This window comes from Streptomyces mesophilus (assembly GCF_040300965.1).
Taxonomy (GTDB): domain Bacteria; phylum Actinomycetota; class Actinomycetes; order Streptomycetales; family Streptomycetaceae; genus Streptomyces; species Streptomyces mesophilus_A.
The window spans coordinates 73,016-88,451 of the sequence record NZ_JBEPEW010000016.1; the positions used below are offsets into that span (position 1 = coordinate 73,016).

The following is a 15,436-nucleotide window of genomic DNA, read 5'->3' on the forward strand; positions in this document are numbered from 1 at the left end:
CTGCTGGGTTCAGAGCGGGGTTGAGAACTGCTGTGCTCTGCGGGTTACTGCGGAAGCTTGTAGGGGTGACTCTCCGGGGCGCGCGGACTCATCGGCCGCTCGCCGTGATTGCGGTCAGGCCTGGCAGGTCTTCTGGCGAAGATCCTCCAAAGTGGCCGCCGTTCCCGGGAGTTCGGATCGGGCCGGGGCCTGCAGGCCGTCCAGGAACAGCTGCAGGTGGCGGTGGACGAACTGGTCGAAGTTCACACACCCCGACCCTGGCAGGGGCCGGGTGAGCTGGGACAGCGCCACCATCAGGTCACCGACAGCGACATCGGTGCGCAGTCGACCTGCGGTGCGGGCCCTGGCCATCAGCTCTTCGACCAGAGATTCGATACGGTCCCGGGCCTCGTCGAGATCCGGGTGCTCCTTGTCGAAGTCACCGGCGAGCATCGGGCACAACGCGCCGATCCGTTCGTCGGCGGCCGCGTGCACGAAGCGGCGCAGCGCCTCGAACGCGTCGCCCTCTTCGGCGAGGGCCCGCTCGGCCTGCTCCGACGCACGGTCCATGACGGAGCAGACGACCTCGCGGATGAGCTCCGCGCGGTCGGCGAAGTGCCGGTACAGGGTGGCGTTGCCGACGCCGGCCCTGCGGGCGATCTCGTCGAACGGGACCTCGGGTCCGAACTCGACGAACATCTCCCTTGCCGCCGCCACGATCCGCTCACGGTTGCGCAGTGCGTCGGCCCGGGGGCGCGGCACGGGGCGCGACCGTTCAGCGGCTGCTGCGGTGACCATAACCATCCTGCCCTCCGAAGTGGACATCTGTCCACTTCTATTTTCCGGCTCCTCCGCCCCGGCGCCTGAACCGGCCGCGGGACGCTTCGCCTCGATGCGGGGAGGCAGTCCCCGTTTCGCGCGAACACAGGTCTAAACGGGGAGACCCTCCCCGGTTATTTCCCGACACTCCTGTGACCTGGCTCACACCTGTTCCGGGCGAGAAACCCACGATCGGCGCACCCAGCGCGCGCGTGTCGCGCCCCCGGCAGAAGGTGATCGTCATGGACGCGGCTTCCGTCGCGGCCTGGTGCGGGCCCGCTCATGGGGCCGGCCCTCGGGGTGACGACTTGGCGTGGTGGTGCTCGACGGCTGCCGCGCCGCCGGTGCGGCGGCTGATTCCACGGCTGCCGTGCCGCCGGACCGGAAGGGCCCTCGCATGCAGCTGTCCCCTCGCTGGATACGCAGGCCGCGCCGCAGCAGCTGGCTCGCCGCGGCCGCTGCGCTGGCCATCTCCGCGACGGCGACGGCCAGTACGGGACAGCTTCTCGCCGACACCTCGAGCGCGTCGGGGCCGGTGTCCGCGGCCCGCTCCACCGCTCTCGGTCCGTGCATGATCACGGGCTCGATGGGTGTCCAGATGTCCGAGGGCGTGCCCACCGGACCCGGCTACTCCCGTTCGACGGGCACCATCCGCGCGCTGAACCTGATGGTCGACTTCCCGGACGCGCCCGGTGAGGGCACGGCGCTCGAGCGGTACGGGGAGTTCTTCCCGCAGACCCAGAAGTGGTTCCGCACCAGCTCGTACGGGCGGCTCGACTACCAGCCGCACGCACCGGTCAAGGACTGGCTGCGGATGCCCCGCAAATTCTCCGCGTACGGGATAGAGCGCGGCGCTCCGTTCGATCCCGGCTACCGGGCGCTGGTCGAGGACATCGTGCGGACCGCCGACCCCGACGTGGACTTCAGCTCGTACGACCTCGTGAACATCCTCGTCACCCCGAACGCGGGGCCCTCCGCGCTCGACACCGTGCTGTCGGTGACCTTCGCGGGCAATCACGAGGCGCCGGTCGCCGATGGTGTGCCCGTCTCCAACGCGTCCTTCGTCTACAGCCGGCAGGACGACGGGTCGGGGTCCTACGACGAGACCGGCTACCGGGTGCTGCCGCATGAGAACGGGCATGTCTTCGGGCTGCCGGATCTGTACACCGCCGACGGGGGCGGGGCCGTCGGGCACTGGGACATCATGAGCGAGGACTGGGGGGCGAACAACGATCTGCTCGGCTGGCACAAGTGGAAGCTGGGGTGGCTGGACGACAACCAGGTGCGGTGTGCGTCGGCGTCCGGGGTGTCGGAGCATCTGCTGAGTCCGCTGGGGTCGAAGAGCGACGGTACGAAGCTGACGTTCATTCCGCTGAGTGAGCAGGCGGGGTATGCGCTCGAGGTGCGTACGCGGGGTGGGAACGATGAGGCGGTGTGCAAGCCCGGTGTGCTCGTGTATCGCGTGGATGCCGATGTCGATACGGGGCAGGGGCCGGTGACGGTGGCCGACTCGGGGCGGGATTCGGGTGGGTGTACGCGGCGGCCCAATGTGCACGCGGAGCTGTCGGATGCGCCGTACGGGCCCGGGGAGACCTTTGTGGACCGGGAGCACGGGGTGCGGGTCACCGTGGTGTCGCAGGAGAAGGACGGGCGGTTCAAGGTGCGGGTGCGGCGGGGTTGAGCTTCGGGGTTGCCGCCTACGTCGGGGGCGCCCGAATGACAATGCACCCCACCCCGTCCCCTCACGCCGGTACGCGGCCGCGGGTATCAACGCGGCTGCGGCAATCAACCAGCCCCTGCGGCGATTGAGCAGATCCGAACTTCGTTCGGATGCAGGGGTCCGGGGCGAAGCCCCGGTTTCGGGAAGGGGCGGGTAGGGGAAATCCCGCCCGCCGCAGGCGCCAACCACCCGCACCCGCAACGGGACCGCGCCCCCACCGGGCCGTGGATGAGGCACCCTGGCCGGGTGACCGATGGAGAGACCGTTCCGAGCCCGCCCGCCCCCTATCTGCAGGCGCTGGCCGGGCACAGCACGCTGAATCTGGCGTACGTGGATGACCGCGGTGGGCCCCAGGCGTGCGCCGTGTTCTACGCGCTCTCGGATGCGGGCACCCTGCTCTTCCTCTCCTCTCCGTCCACCGCCCACGGTGCGGCACTCGTCGGCCAGTCCCCCGCAGCCCGCGTGGCGTTCACCGTTCAGGCCGATCGGCAGACGTGGACGACGATCCGTGGGGTGCAGGGGCGCGGCGCGTGTCGGAGGGTGGGTGAGGGTGGTCTCGAGGCCGCTCGTGCCGCCTACCTCCGTGCCTTCCCGTACGTGGCCGAGGACCCGCGGCTCGCAAAGGCGGTGGGGTCGGCCGCGTTGTGGGAGGTCGTGCCGGACTGGCTGCGGGTGATCGACAACGCGAAGGGGTTCGGGCACAAGGAGGAGTGGGAGGCGGCGGGGCGGGTCCGCTGACCCGGCGCGCCCCCGCTCACGCCGGGAGTCGGTCGAGGAGTCCCGCGAAGTCCGACCCGGCGGCCAGCGTGCCGAAGGCGAAGCCCGAGTCGCCCGCCAGGCGGGAGGCGCAGAAGGCGTCGGCCACGGCGGAGGGTGCGTGGCGGACGAGGAGCGAGCCCTGGAGGACGAGGGCCGCGCGTTCGACGAGGTGGCGGGCGCGCAGTGGGGCGTCCTCGGTCAGGACCAGCCGGCCTCGGAGCTCCCGCCAGGCGCTGTCGAGGCGGGAGTCCGCGCCGGACGCCGCCTCCACCTCCGTACGGAACGCCTCGAGGGAATCCGGCTCGCGCGTCAACGCCCGCAGCAGATCGAGGGCGTTGACGTTCCCTGAGCCCTCCCAGATGCCGTTGAGCGGGGCCTCCCGGTAGAGGCGGGGCATGCCGGAGGCCTCGTCGTAGCCGTTGCCGCCGAGGCATTCCAGGGCCTCGGCGACGAAGGCCGGCTGGCGCTTGCAGACCCAGTACTTGCCGACGGCGGTGGCCAGGCGCAGAAAGGCCTTCTCGGAGGCGTCGCCGCGCTGGGCGCGGTCCGCCGCGCCCGCGAGGCGCAGGCCCAGGGTCGTGGCCGCTTCGGATTCGAGGGAGAGGTCCGCCAGGACGTTGCGCATCAGCGGCTGGTCGATGAGCTTGGCGCCGAAGACGGAGCGGTGGCGGGTGTGGTGAGCGGCCTGGGCGAGGGATTCGCGGATGTGGCCCGCGGAGCCGAGGACGCAGTCGAGGCGGGTCATGGTGACCATGTCGATGATGGTGCGCACGCCACGGCCCTCCTCGCCGACGAGCCAGGCCACCGTGTCGTCGAACTCGGGCTCGCTGGACGCGTTGGAGCGGTTGCCGAGCTTGTCCTTGAGGCGCTGGATGCGGAAGGTGTTGCGGCTGCCGTCGGGCAGGACGCGCGGCACGAGGAAGCAGGAGAGTCCACCGGACGCCTGCGCGAGGACCAGGAAGAGATCGTTCATCGGGGCGCTGGTGAACCACTTGTGGCCGCGCAACCGCCAGGTGCCGTCGGCCTGTTCTGTCGCGGTGGTGGTGTTCGCGCGGACGTCCGTGCCGCCCTGCTTCTCGGTCATGCCCATCCCGGCGAGCAGGCCCTGCTTCCCGGTGGGCGTGCGCAGGCCCGGGTCATACGTACGGCTGGTGAGCAACGGCTCGTAGATCTTGGCGAGTTCGGGGGCCCGGCGCAGCGCGGGGACGACGGCGTACGTCATGGAGACCGGGCACATGTGGCCCTGCTCCATCATCGTGGCGAGCATGAAGGTGCCGGCCCGGGCGACATGCGCGCCGGGCCGCTCGTCGGCCCAGGCCGAACCGGCCGCGCCCGCACCGACCGTGGCGGTCAGAAGCGAGTGGTACGCGGGGTGGAAGTCGACCTCGTCGATGCGGTGGCCGTAGCGGTCGTGGGTGCGCAGTTCGGGCTCGTGGCGGTTGGCCTGGTCGGCCCAGGTGCGGGCCTCCTCGCTGCCGACCAGCTCGCCGAAGCGGCGCAGGTCCTCGATATGCCACTCGGCTCCCTCGCGCCGTATCCCCTCGAGGAGTACGGCGTCCTCGGCCGGGTTGTGCCCGGTCAACGGCGGTGCCTGGTTGGTGACTTCGTGCGTCACGCCGGCGGGAGTGCTGGGCATCGGGGCCTCCATGGTGGTGGTCGGGCGGTGGGCGCCCGTGCAGGCGGGTGGGCGCCGCGCAGGACGGTCGTCAGGCAGTGGGTGCGCCCGCGCAGCGCAGGGCCGCGGCGGTGAGGTCGGCGAGCAGCTGCTGTGTGGCGTCCTCGTCGGCGGCGCCGAGCGGGTCGACGAGGACCTCGCCGATGGCTCCGGTCAGCGCGGCCGCGGTGATCTCGGCGTTCTGCGGCGGCAGTTGGCCGGCCGCCACCCCTTCCCGTACGACCTCGGCGAACAGCGCCCGGTAGCGCCGCCGGAAGTCGAGGCGCTCGGCGCCGACGGCCGGTTCGGCGGGGGCGGCGAGCAGGGCGTAGGCCAGGCCCCGGTTCTCCAGGGCGCGCCGGGCGAAGACGTCGACGCCGCGGCTGAGGCGCTCGACGGGGTCGCCGGCACCGACGAGCACCTCGCCGAGCACCTCCACCTCACGCCCGGCCGCACGCCGGAACACCTCGACGGCGAGCGCCGCCTTGGACGGGAAGTGCTGGTACACCGAGCCGGCCGCGATCCCGGCCGCGTCCGCGACGGCGTTCACGGACGCCTGGGACCAGCCCACGTCGGCGACGACCTCGGTGGCGCAGCCGATCAGGCGCTCCCTGGCGGCTTCGAGACGACTGATCTCGGCGGGGGTCTTGCGGTAGGCCATGAAAGAAGTGAACCATGGTTCAGAGCTTCACGCCATGGTCAGGAGAATGTGATGCACCTCAGCTCCCTGCTGGACAGCGCGGTCCGATCGGCCGGGACCGCCGAAGACAAAGAGGCGGTGGTCTACCGCGAACAGCGCTGGACCTACCGGGAGTTCGCCCACGCCGCACGGCGCGCGGCCACGGTGCTGAGCGAGGCGGGCCTGCGCCCCGGCGACCGGCTCGCGGTGATGACGTACAACACCCCGGCCTTCCTGTTCGCGGCGTTCGGCGCCTGGTACCTGGGCGCGACCCTGGTGCCGGTGAACCACAAGCTGCGGACCGCCGAGGTCGAGCGCCAGCTGCGGCACTGCGGCGCACGGTTCGCGCTCGTGGACGCGGAGATCGGGGAGCGCGCGACCGCGGCCGACGCGGACGTGACCTGGCTGGTCAGCCACCCCGACGCGCATATCCCGCCCGCCGGCGCCTTCGAGTCCCTGATCGCGGACGCCGCGCCGTGGACCGGACAGGCGGGCCCCGACAGCCAGATCGCACAGATCCTCTACACGTCCGGGACCTCGGGCACCCCGAAAGGCTGTGTGCACACCCATCACGGGGTGGCCCTCGCGGCCACGTACAGCGCGGCCACCGTGCCGCTGCGGCGCGACGAGCGCTTCCTGATCTGCATGCCGATCTGGCACGCGTCCCCGCTCAACAACTGGACGCTCTCCACCCTGCTGCTCGGCGGCACGGTGGTGCTGCAGCGCGAGTACGAGCCGCGCGCCATGCTGGAGATCATCCAACGCGAGCGGATCACGGCACTGTTCGGCGCCCCGATCGCGCTGATCGCCCCGGTGCAGGCCGTCCCGGACTTCGCCGACTTCGATCTCGGCTCCGTACGGGCCTGGATCTACGGTGCCGGACCGCTCGACGCGGACACCGCGCGCCGCCTGATGAAGGCGTACGGATCCGAGGAGTTCCATCAGGTGTACGGGATGAGCGAGATGGGGCCGGTCGGTTCCTCGCTCTCCCCCGCCGAGCAGGTGTCCAAGGCCGGGTCGATCGGGCGCGGCGGGATGCCTGGCGTGGACCTCAGGGTCGTACGGCCGGACGGCAGCGACGCCGAGGCGGGCGAGACCGGCGAGATCTGGCTGTGCGCGGACACCCGGATGGAGGGCTACCTCGACGACGAGGCCGCCACGGCCGAGGTGTTCGTGGGCGACTGGTACCGCAGCGGCGACCTCGGCCGGGTCGACGAGGACGGGTTCGTGACGATCGTCGACCGGATGAAGGACGTGATCATCACCGGTGGCGAGAACGTCGCCTCGCAGGAGGTGGAGGGCGTCCTGCGCGGCCACCCCGACATCCTCGATGTGGCCGTCGTGGGCCGGCCGCATCCGCAGTGGGGCGAGACGGTGGTGGCGGTGGTGGTGCCGCGCGCGGGGGCCGGGCTCGGACTGGAAGCGGTGCGTTCGTGGCTCGAACCGCGGCTCGCCAAGTACAAGGTCCCGCGCGAGCTGATCCTGCGCGCCGAGCTGCCCCGTACACCCTCCGGGAAGATCACGAAGCATGTGCTGCGGGCCGAACTGGACGAGGTGGAACGGGTGGTGAGCATCTGAGCCCCACCGGTACGAAGGGCCGGGCCGGCCGCCGCGTATCGTCGCCGCATGGCCGATGAGCAGGGACAGCGCGTACGCAGAGGGCCGGGCCGGCCGCGGCAGGAGCACATGAACCGTGCGGTGCTCGACGCCGTGGTGGACCTGGTCGCGGAGTCCGGCATGGGCGCGCTGACCATGGACGCCGTGGCGGCCCGCGCCGGCGTGAGCAAGCCGGCCGTGTACCGGCGCTGGCCCACCAAACAGGACCTGATCATCGCCGCCGCCGAGTCCCGGATCGGGCCGCTGAACGTGCCCGATCTGGGCGATTTCCGGGCCGAGTTGCGGGTGGTGCTCACGACCCGCATGGAGGCGTACCGGCAGCCGGGCGTCGGCCGGCTGCTCGCCGGGGTGATCGGCGCGGCGGCGGAGGCGGATGCCGAACCCGCCGCCTACCGCGCGTACACCGCCCGCGTGATGAGCGAGACGCGGCATGTGCTGGACCGCGGTGTCGCCCGCGGTGACGTACGCCCCGATGCCGATCTGGCCGCCGCGGCGACCCTGGTGGCGTCGTCGCTGCTCTTCCGCCTGGTCGGCGAACAGCAGAAGCCGGACGAGGCGCTGGTCGAGTCGGTGGTCGAGCTGATCGGGCGGGCGATCCAGCCGTAGCACGGCCGTATCCCCTTTGCGCGTCAGGCGAGTTGCCCCGTCGGGGCGTGCCCATCGCCGTGCCCATCGCCGTGCCCTTCGCCGTGCCCTTCGCCGTGCCCTTCGCCGTGCCCTTCGCCGTGCCCTTCGCCGTGCCCTTCGGCGTGCCCGGAAACCCCTGATCAGCCGCCGGGGCCCCGTACGAAATCCATGCCGTCCACCCTCTTGCCCCGCCGTCGCTCAATATCGATACTGCCGGTTACGTAATCAGCTGCGCACCGGTCGCGCCGTCGGTATCGGCATCGGTATCGGCATCGGCTGCGCATCAGCTGCGTCATCAACGTTCGCTGTCCGGGAGGACCCCATGCAGGACGTCGCGACGGCCCAAGTGGCCGACCCCAAGCCCGTACTGGACAAGCCCCTGATGCACTACGGGCGCCGCACCCTGGACCGGCTCGCGCCCGGCGCCGAGCAGCCGCACTACCGGCAGTTCGAGGTCAGCCCGCTCACCCCGCACTTCGGCGCGGTGCTCGGCGGGGTCGACCTGACCCGGCCGCTCACCGAGGAACTCGCCGCGGAATTGCGCCAGGCGCTGCTCGAGTGGAAGGTGATCTTCTTCCGTGGCCAGACCGGCTTCACCGCCGAGCACCACGTCGCACTGTCCGCGGTCTGGGGGCCGCCGGAGCCGAACCCGTTCTTCGCGCAGACCGGGACGCCCGGCATCTCGCGGCTCGCCAAGGACGCGAAGGCCGCGGGCAACAAGAACATCTGGCACAGCGACCACTCGTTCATGGCCAACCCGTCGCTCGGCGCCGTACTGCGCGCGGTCGAGGTGCCCGCCGCGGGCGGCGACACGATGTGGGCGGACATGGGCGCCGCGTACGACAACCTGCCGCAGGACCTCAAGGAACGCATCGAGGATCTGACCGCCGTACACGACTGGGAAGCCAGCTGGGGCGCCCTGATGAACGACGAGCAGAAGGCCGCCTTCCGTGCGAGCTGGCCGCAGGTCGAGCACCCCGTCGTGGTGCGCCACCCGCGCAGCGGCCGTCGGACGCTCTACGTGAACGAGCCGTTCACGCGGTACATCAAGGGACTTGACGAGGCCGAGAACCGGGAGCTGCTCGACATCCTCGTGCTCCAGGCGCGGATCCCCGAGTTCCAGATCCGCTTCCACTGGGAGCCGGACTCGATCGCGATCTGGGACAACATCGCGGTCCAGCACTACGCGGTCAACGACTACTTCCCGCAGCGCCGCGTGATGGAGCGCATCGCCATCGCCGGCGTCCCGCTGTCCTGAGCCCGTCCGCCGAACCCCGCCCCCTCTCCCCTGGAGCACCCATGAGTGCGGTACCGACCTTGACCCGCAAGGCAGTCGGGGCCGAGGACAAGAGCAGCAGGCGCGCCTGGACGGTGACCGCGCTGCTCGTGGTCTTCATGATGGTCAACTTCGCGGACAAGTCCGTCCTCGGTCTCGCGGCGGACGAGATCCGTGCCGATCTCGATCTGAGCGCCACCCAGTTCGGGCTCGCCAACAGCGCGTTCTTCCTGCTCTTCTCCGTGGCCGCGGTGGTGGTCGGGCTCGCGGCCGACCGGGTCTCGCCCAAGGTGCTGCTCCTGGCGATGGCCCTGCTGTGGTCCGTTGCCCAGATCCCGGCGGCGATCGGCGGAGGGCTCGCGGTGCTCGTCGCCTCCCGGGTCTTCCTCGGGGCGGCGGAAGGGCCCGCGTTCCCCGTGGCCCAACAGGCCACGCTTGCCTGGTTTCCCGACCACAAGCGCAATCTGCCGGGCGCGCTGATCACCCTGGGCGTCACGCTCGGCGTGATCGTCTCCGCACCCGGCCTGTCCTGGATGATCCAGCACCACGGCTGGCGGTCGGCGCTGTGGGTGCTCGTGGTGGCGGGGCTCCTTTGGGCCGCGGCCTGGGTGGTGTTCGGTGCGGATGGCCGCCACGGCATGAGGGACCGGGGCCCGGGCGGTGCGGACGGCCGGGACGGTACGAAGGCGGGCGCCGGGCGGGACGGGGTCCGCGCGGCCGTCCCGTACCGCCGGATCTTCGCCACCCGCACCTGGATCGGCGCGACCGTCGCGTACTTCACGAGCTACTGGATCGTGGCCCTGATGCTGGTCTGGATGCCGTCGTATCTGCGCAACGCGCTCGGCTACTCGGCCCATACCGCCGGCCTGATCATCGTCGCGCCCTGGGTGCTCGGCGCTCTCCTGCTGCTCGGGCAGGCCGGTCTCACCGGGCTGCTCCTGCGGCGCGGGGCCGGCAGCCGGCGGGCCCGCGGCCAGGTCGGCGGCTGGCTGCTCGCGCTGGGGGCGGCCGCCTGTGTCGCGGCGGTCCTTGTGGACGGCACGAGCGCGAAGACCGTCCTGGTCATCCTCGGCTGCGGGTTCGGCGGCGCGTACGCCACCATCGCCGTGACCACGGTCGCCGAGCTCGCGCCGCCCGGGCGGGACGGCGGCGCGCTCGGCGTCATGAACGCGGTGGTGACGGCCTCGGGTCTCGCCGCGCCCGCCGTCGTGGGCGCCCTGGTCGACGCCCAGGGCAGCGCGGGCTACCAGCACGCCGTCCTGCTGTCCGGGCTGCTGCTCGCGGTGGGAGCGGTCGCGTCCTTCCTGCTCATCGATCCGGCGCGGGACATCGCACGCCTCAAGGTCTGATCTTCGCTCGTGTCCAGGCCTGGTCTTCGCTCGTACCAAGCCGGGACTTCCCTCGTATCAAGGCTGCCTGGCCTTCGCTCGTAGCAAGCCGGGACTTCCCTCGCATCAAGGCCTGGTCTTCGCCCGTAGCAAGCCGGGACTTCCCTCGCATCAAGGCCTGGTCTTCGCCCGTAGCAAGCCCGGACTTCCCTCGCATCAAGACCTGATCTTCCCTCGTACGCATAGGAGTTGCCCCCTTGAGCACCGCACCGGACCTCGACACGGCCCCGCTCGACCGCGCCGTCCGCGAGCTGAGCGCCCGCGCCGCGGCGTGGACCGTCGCCCCGCTGTCCGAGCGGATCGCCCTCCTGGAGCGGATGCTCCCGCGGATCGCCGACGGCGCGGCCGGCATGGTCGCCGACGCCGCTGCCGCCAAGGGGTACGCGGCCGACTCGGCGTGGGCCGCCGAGGACTGGGTCGCCGCGCCCTGGGCGCTGGCCCGGACCGTCACCGCCTATCTGCATGTGCTGCGGCGCCTCGACGCGGGCCGGACTCCCGTGCCCGCCAAGGCCGTTCGCGCGAGCGGCACCCGTACCGTCGTCGATGTCTTCCCCGCCACCGCCACCGACCGACTGCTCCTCAACGGCTTCACCGCCGAGGTGTGGACCCGGCCGGGCACCACCCCCGAACAGGTCCTGGCCCGCGCGGCCGGCGAGTACCGGGGGCGTCCGGGAGAGCCGGCCGTCGCGCTGATCCTCGGCGCGGGCAACGTCGCGGCCATCACCCCGCTCGACATCCTGCACAAGCTGTACGCCGAGGGGCAGGTCGCCCTCGCCAAGATGAACCCGGTCAACGCGTATCTGCGGCCGCATTTCGAGGCGGTGTTCGCCGAGTTCATCGAGCAGGGCTGGGTCCGGTTCGTGGACGGAGGCGCCGCGGAGGGCGCGTATCTCACCGCCCATGACGGCGTGGACACCATCCATGTCACCGGCAGCGAGCGCACCCACGACGCCATCGTGTGGGGGACGGACGAGCACGCCGAGGAACGCAGGAAGGCCGACACCCCGCTCAACGACAAGCCGTTCACCAGCGAGTTGGGCGGGGTCAGCCCCTGCATCGTGACGCCCGGACCCTGGAGCGCGGCCGACCTCCGCTTCCAGGCCGAGCACATCGTCACCAGCAAGCTCAACAACTCCGGCCACAACTGCGTGGCCACCCAGATCCTGCTCGTCCCGCGCGACTGGGACGGCACCGAGCCGCTGCTCGCCGAGATCCGCCGGCTGTTGCGCGCACTGCCGCCGCGCGCCGACTACTACCCGGGCGCGGCGGACCGTATCGCCGCCGTGGCCGGTGAACGCGCCGAGTCCTACGGCGAGGACGCGTGCCGGGCCCTGGTCCCCGACGTCGCCGCCGACGCCGAGGACCCGATGCTGGGCGTCGAGGTGTTCGCCAGCGCACTCGGTGTCGTACGGCTTCCCGGCGAGGACGCGGCGCAATTCCTGGACGCCGCCGTGGAGTTCGCGAACGACCGGCTGCCGGGCACGCTCGGCGCCACCCTGCTCGTGCACCCGCGCACCGAACGCGGCCACCGCGCCGCCGTCGACCGGGCGATCGCCTCACTTCGCTACGGCACGCTCGGCGTCAACTGCTGGTCGGCCTTCGGCTTTCTGCTCGGCTCCACCCCGTGGGGCGCCTTTCCCGGGCACAGCCGGCAGGACATCGGCAGCGGCGTCGGCTTCGTCCACAACGCGTATCTGCTGGAGGACGTCGAGAAGACGGTGCTGCGCGCCCCGTTCGCGCCGGCCCCGCGCGGACTGTTCACCGGCTCCCCGTCGCTGTCGCCCCGGCCGCCGTACTTCGTCACCAACCGCACCGGGCGCACGACGATGCGGCGGCTGACGGCGTACGCGGCGGACGGGAAGGCGTGGCGGCTGCCGGGGGTTTTCGCTTCGGCGGTACGGGGGTGAGTGCTCTGGCGGTACGGGGCCGGGTCCGTGGGCGGGGGCGCGGGCGGGATCGCGGGCGGGGGCGGGATCGCGGGCGGGGGTGGCTCAGGCGCCGAGCACCCGCGCCTTCTCTGCGGCGAACTCCTCGTCCGTGAGGAGGCCTTGGGCCTTCAGGTCGGCCAGTGCGGTGAGCTGGGCGACGCGGTCGACGGGGGCGGCGGCCGGTGCCGCGGCGGGCGCCGGGACGGGCGGCTGGGGCGGCTGGGCGGCCCACTGCTGCTGCGCCTGGACCTGGGCCGCAGCCTCCTGCGCCTGGGCCTGCTGGTCCGCCTGCCGGTGCATATCGCGCTCGGCCATCCCGCGGTTCACACGGTTGGAGACGGCCGAGGCGGTCCCCGAGATGACGGCGGTGCGGACCACTGTGCCCAGCAGTCCGGGGCGTCCTACTCTCCGAGGCAGCATGGGTTCCTCTTCCTTCCGTGCCGGTGGTCGGTTTTCGTGTCGGTCGTCGGTTTCCGTGTCGGTCGTCGGTTTCCGTGTCGGTCGTCGGTTTCCGTGTCGGCCGTCGGTCGTCGGTCGCCTGCTCGTCAGTCGGCGTCGAGCGCGGCGACGGCCGCCACGACGGTGTCCCGGTCGATCCGCTCGAGCAGCCGCAGTTCACCCTGCGAGCCGCGGATCGCCGCGCCCAGGCGCGCGGCCCAGGTGTTCTCCCAGGCGACGACCAGCGCCGACGACTGCGTGGGCAGCCCGTCCGCGATCGCCTGCAGATCCTCGTCGCTGAACAGATCGAACTGCGCCTCGGTGACGTGCTGAAACGTCTCGGCCACTTCCTCGTCGCCAAGTTCGACGATCTCCACGGATCCGTCGGTGTCCTTGTGGATGAAGCTCAGATCGAGGACCCGCACCGTGCCGGCCTGCTGCAACTCCCGCAGGGCGGGCACGACATCGCCGCTGAACTTGTTCCCCTCGAAGGCGATCACGGCGACGTCGACCGGTCCGATGGTGTCGGCATTGAGGCCACTGGGCACGAGCGGGCCGCCTTCCCTGGGGTGCGTTACGGACTACCTGCGGTGCATTACGGACTACCTGCGGTGCATTACGGACTGCCTGGGGTGCATTACGGACTATTCGGATCATAGGGTGACCCTTGTGTGATGCGCGAGCCGCCGAAGACCCCTCGGGTGGCCCGCAGCGACGACCCCATGGATGCGAGGTACGCCCATGGCCGCAGGGCACCACGACCCCGGTGGCGTCGGCTCCGGCAGCACCCGCTCCGGCGGTGTCTTCGAGCCCGCGCGGCCCGCGTCCCGCGGCCGGCTGGTGTTCGCATTCCTGCTCGGCGCGGTGGTGTGGGCCGCTGCGGGTGTCCTCGCGATCGTCCTGCTCGGGCACAGCCACATCCTGCGCACGCTGCTGTTCGCCGTGGTGATCTCGTGGCTCGTCTTCGCCCTCGCCCTGCTCTGGGGCATCGCCCTGCGGCACAAGGAGGAGCGCCGTGAACGTCCTTGACGTGCTGCTCCTCTTCCTCGCCTTCTATCCGGTGGTCACCGGAGCGGCGTGGATGGTGGGCGGTGTGCTCTTCCGGATCCTGGAGGGGCGTTCCAATCTCGCCGAACCGACCGGCGGCTGGCCCGGCGTGAGCGTCCTGATCCCCGCGTACAACGAAGAACAGGTCATCGGGCGCTGCGTCCGCGCACTGCGCGAGGTGCGCTACCCCGCGCTCGAGATCCTGATCCTCAACGACGGGTCGGCCGACGCCACGGTCACCGCCGCCCGGAACGCGGCGGGCGACGACCCGCGCGTGAGCGTGCTCGACGACGGCGTGAACCTGGGCAAGGCCGACCGGCTCAACGACGGCATGCGCCGTGCCCGCCACGACCTCGTCCTGGTCACCGACGCGGACACTCATCTGCACCCCGACGCGGTCCGGCACCTGGTCGCCCGCATCGAGCGCTCCCCGCGCTACGCGGCCGTCGCCGGCAGTCCCCGTGTCACCAACCGGGGCGGGGTGCTCGCCACGATGCAGATGCTGGAGGCGTCCTCGCTGATCGGCCTGATGCGCCGCACCCACGCGCTGGCGGGCCGGGTCGGCACGGTAGCCGGGGTACTCGGTCTCTTCCGCCGGGACGCCGTGCTCGCCGTCGGCGGCTACGACCCCAAGATGGCCACCGAGGACATCGAGCTCACGTGGCGGCTCCTGGAAGCCGGCCACCTGACCGGCTTCGCCCCGCACGCGCTCGTCGGGATGCAGGTCCCGGGGACCGTCCGCAGCATCTGGGCCCAGCGCACCCGCTGGGCCCGCGGCCAGGGCGAGGTCCTGCGCACCCATGCCGGTACGGTCTGCCGCCCCCGCCACTGGCCCCTGTGGCCGATCGCGCTCGAAGCCCTGCTCTCGTATCTCTGGGTCCTGACGATGCTGATCGCCGCAGTCTGGGGTGTCGTGCACTGGGCCACGCATCCCGGGGACACCAAGTTCCGCTGGATGATCGCGTGGGGTGTGGGGATCGCGGTCGTCGCGCTGCTGCAGATCGCGATCGCCGTGGCCGTCGAGCGGCGCCTGGACCCTCGGCTCCCGTACGCCTGCCTGCTGCTGCCGCTCTACCCGCTCGCGTACTGGACGATCAACGCCCTCGCCGCGATCACCGCCCAGACCAGGGGACTCCTGCACGGGCCGCGCGAGCGCCGGGTCGTCTGGGACCTGCCACGAGACTCGACGCAGCCGTGACCGGGGGACGCGCGAGGTCATGGCTGCGGGACACCGTCCGCGGTGGGCGGGCTTCCTCGCGGCTGCGGGACACCGTCCACGGTGGGCGGGCGTCCTCGCGGCTGCGGCACACCGTCCACGGTGGGCGGGCGTCCTCGCGGCTGCGGCAGACGCTCCGGATCCGGCCCGGTGGGCGCGGCACGTCTTGGCTGCGGCACACGGTCCGGGTCCGGCCCGTGCCGGTGGACCGCGCGCTGGTGGTACGCGGTGCGCTGGGCATGCTGGTGCCGCTTGCCGCGGGCCAGTTGGCCGGGCGCCCCGACCTCGG

General features: G+C 71.8%; 15 protein-coding genes. 10 read left to right on the forward strand and 5 right to left on the reverse strand.

From position 1 onward, the window contains the following. Positions 1–114: 114 nt before the first annotated feature. A complete protein-coding gene (locus tag ABT367_RS08965; protein ID WP_352251086.1) occupies positions 115–777 on the reverse strand; it encodes a TetR/AcrR family transcriptional regulator in 663 nt (220 codons plus the stop codon). A gap of 418 nt (positions 778–1,195) precedes the next feature. Between ABT367_RS08965 and ABT367_RS08970 the strand changes: the two genes are divergently transcribed. Next, positions 1,196–2,479, forward strand: coding sequence for a M6 family metalloprotease domain-containing protein (locus ABT367_RS08970; protein ID WP_352251088.1), 1,284 nt, complete (start codon positions 1,196–1,198; stop codon positions 2,477–2,479). Between the two features lie 285 nt (positions 2,480–2,764). Then, a complete protein-coding gene (locus ABT367_RS08975) occupies positions 2,765–3,256 on the forward strand; it encodes a pyridoxamine 5'-phosphate oxidase (RefSeq protein WP_352251090.1) in 492 nt (163 codons plus the stop codon). A 16-nt stretch (positions 3,257–3,272) separates the two neighbouring features. Here ABT367_RS08975 and ABT367_RS08980 read toward each other — a convergent pair whose 3' ends face one another. Beyond that, on the reverse strand, positions 3,273–4,925 hold the full coding sequence (locus tag ABT367_RS08980; RefSeq protein ID WP_434975428.1) for an acyl-CoA dehydrogenase family protein: 1,653 nt from the start codon (positions 4,923–4,925) through the stop codon (positions 3,273–3,275). A gap of 58 nt (positions 4,926–4,983) precedes the next feature. Beyond that, the gene (locus ABT367_RS08985) at positions 4,984–5,592 is read right to left on the reverse strand and encodes a TetR/AcrR family transcriptional regulator (RefSeq protein WP_352251094.1); all 609 of its coding nucleotides are present in this window, start codon (positions 5,590–5,592) and stop codon (positions 4,984–4,986) included. Positions 5,593–5,643: 51 nt separating this feature from the next. Between ABT367_RS08985 and ABT367_RS08990 the strand changes: the two genes are divergently transcribed. From ABT367_RS08990 to ABT367_RS09010, 5 genes are all read left to right on the forward strand, one after another. After that, on the forward strand, positions 5,644–7,188 hold the full coding sequence (locus tag ABT367_RS08990) for a class I adenylate-forming enzyme family protein (RefSeq protein ID WP_352251096.1): 1,545 nt from the start codon (positions 5,644–5,646) through the stop codon (positions 7,186–7,188). A 48-nt stretch (positions 7,189–7,236) separates the two neighbouring features. Continuing rightward, the gene (locus tag ABT367_RS08995) at positions 7,237–7,833 is read left to right on the forward strand and encodes a TetR/AcrR family transcriptional regulator (RefSeq protein ID WP_352251098.1); all 597 of its coding nucleotides are present in this window, start codon (positions 7,237–7,239) and stop codon (positions 7,831–7,833) included. 343 nt (positions 7,834–8,176) lie between these two features. Continuing rightward, the gene (locus ABT367_RS09000) at positions 8,177–9,112 is read left to right on the forward strand and encodes a TauD/TfdA dioxygenase family protein (RefSeq protein ID WP_352251100.1); all 936 of its coding nucleotides are present in this window, start codon (positions 8,177–8,179) and stop codon (positions 9,110–9,112) included. A 41-nt stretch (positions 9,113–9,153) separates the two neighbouring features. Beyond that, complete coding sequence (locus ABT367_RS09005; RefSeq protein WP_352251102.1) at positions 9,154–10,479, forward strand: MFS transporter; 1,326 nt, start codon at positions 9,154–9,156, stop codon at positions 10,477–10,479. A gap of 236 nt (positions 10,480–10,715) precedes the next feature. Further along, positions 10,716–12,425 (forward strand): aldehyde dehydrogenase family protein, encoded by a 1,710-nt coding sequence (locus tag ABT367_RS09010; protein WP_352251104.1) that lies wholly within the window; start codon positions 10,716–10,718, stop codon positions 12,423–12,425. Between the two features lie 84 nt (positions 12,426–12,509). On the opposite strand, the gene ABT367_RS09015 is transcribed toward ABT367_RS09010, so the two are convergent. Then, positions 12,510–12,866: an SHOCT domain-containing protein gene (locus tag ABT367_RS09015; protein WP_352251106.1), complete on the reverse strand. Its 357-nt coding sequence runs from the start codon at positions 12,864–12,866 to the stop codon at positions 12,510–12,512. A 125-nt stretch (positions 12,867–12,991) separates the two neighbouring features. Beyond that, a complete protein-coding gene (locus ABT367_RS09020) occupies positions 12,992–13,432 on the reverse strand; it encodes a DUF6325 family protein (RefSeq protein ID WP_352251108.1) in 441 nt (146 codons plus the stop codon). Between the two features lie 193 nt (positions 13,433–13,625). On the opposite strand from ABT367_RS09020, the gene ABT367_RS09025 reads away from it, so the two are divergent. From ABT367_RS09025 to ABT367_RS09035, 3 genes are all read left to right on the forward strand, one after another. Further along, complete coding sequence (locus tag ABT367_RS09025; RefSeq protein ID WP_352251110.1) at positions 13,626–13,913, forward strand: hypothetical protein; 288 nt, start codon at positions 13,626–13,628, stop codon at positions 13,911–13,913. Next, a complete protein-coding gene (locus tag ABT367_RS09030; RefSeq protein WP_352251112.1) occupies positions 13,900–15,129 on the forward strand; it encodes a glycosyltransferase family 2 protein in 1,230 nt (409 codons plus the stop codon). Before ABT367_RS09025 ends, ABT367_RS09030 begins: the two co-directional genes overlap by 14 nt. Next, on the forward strand, positions 15,126–15,436 hold a 311-nt coding region (locus ABT367_RS09035), incomplete at its 3' end, for a hypothetical protein (RefSeq protein WP_352251114.1). The genes ABT367_RS09030 and ABT367_RS09035, both read left to right, overlap by 4 nt.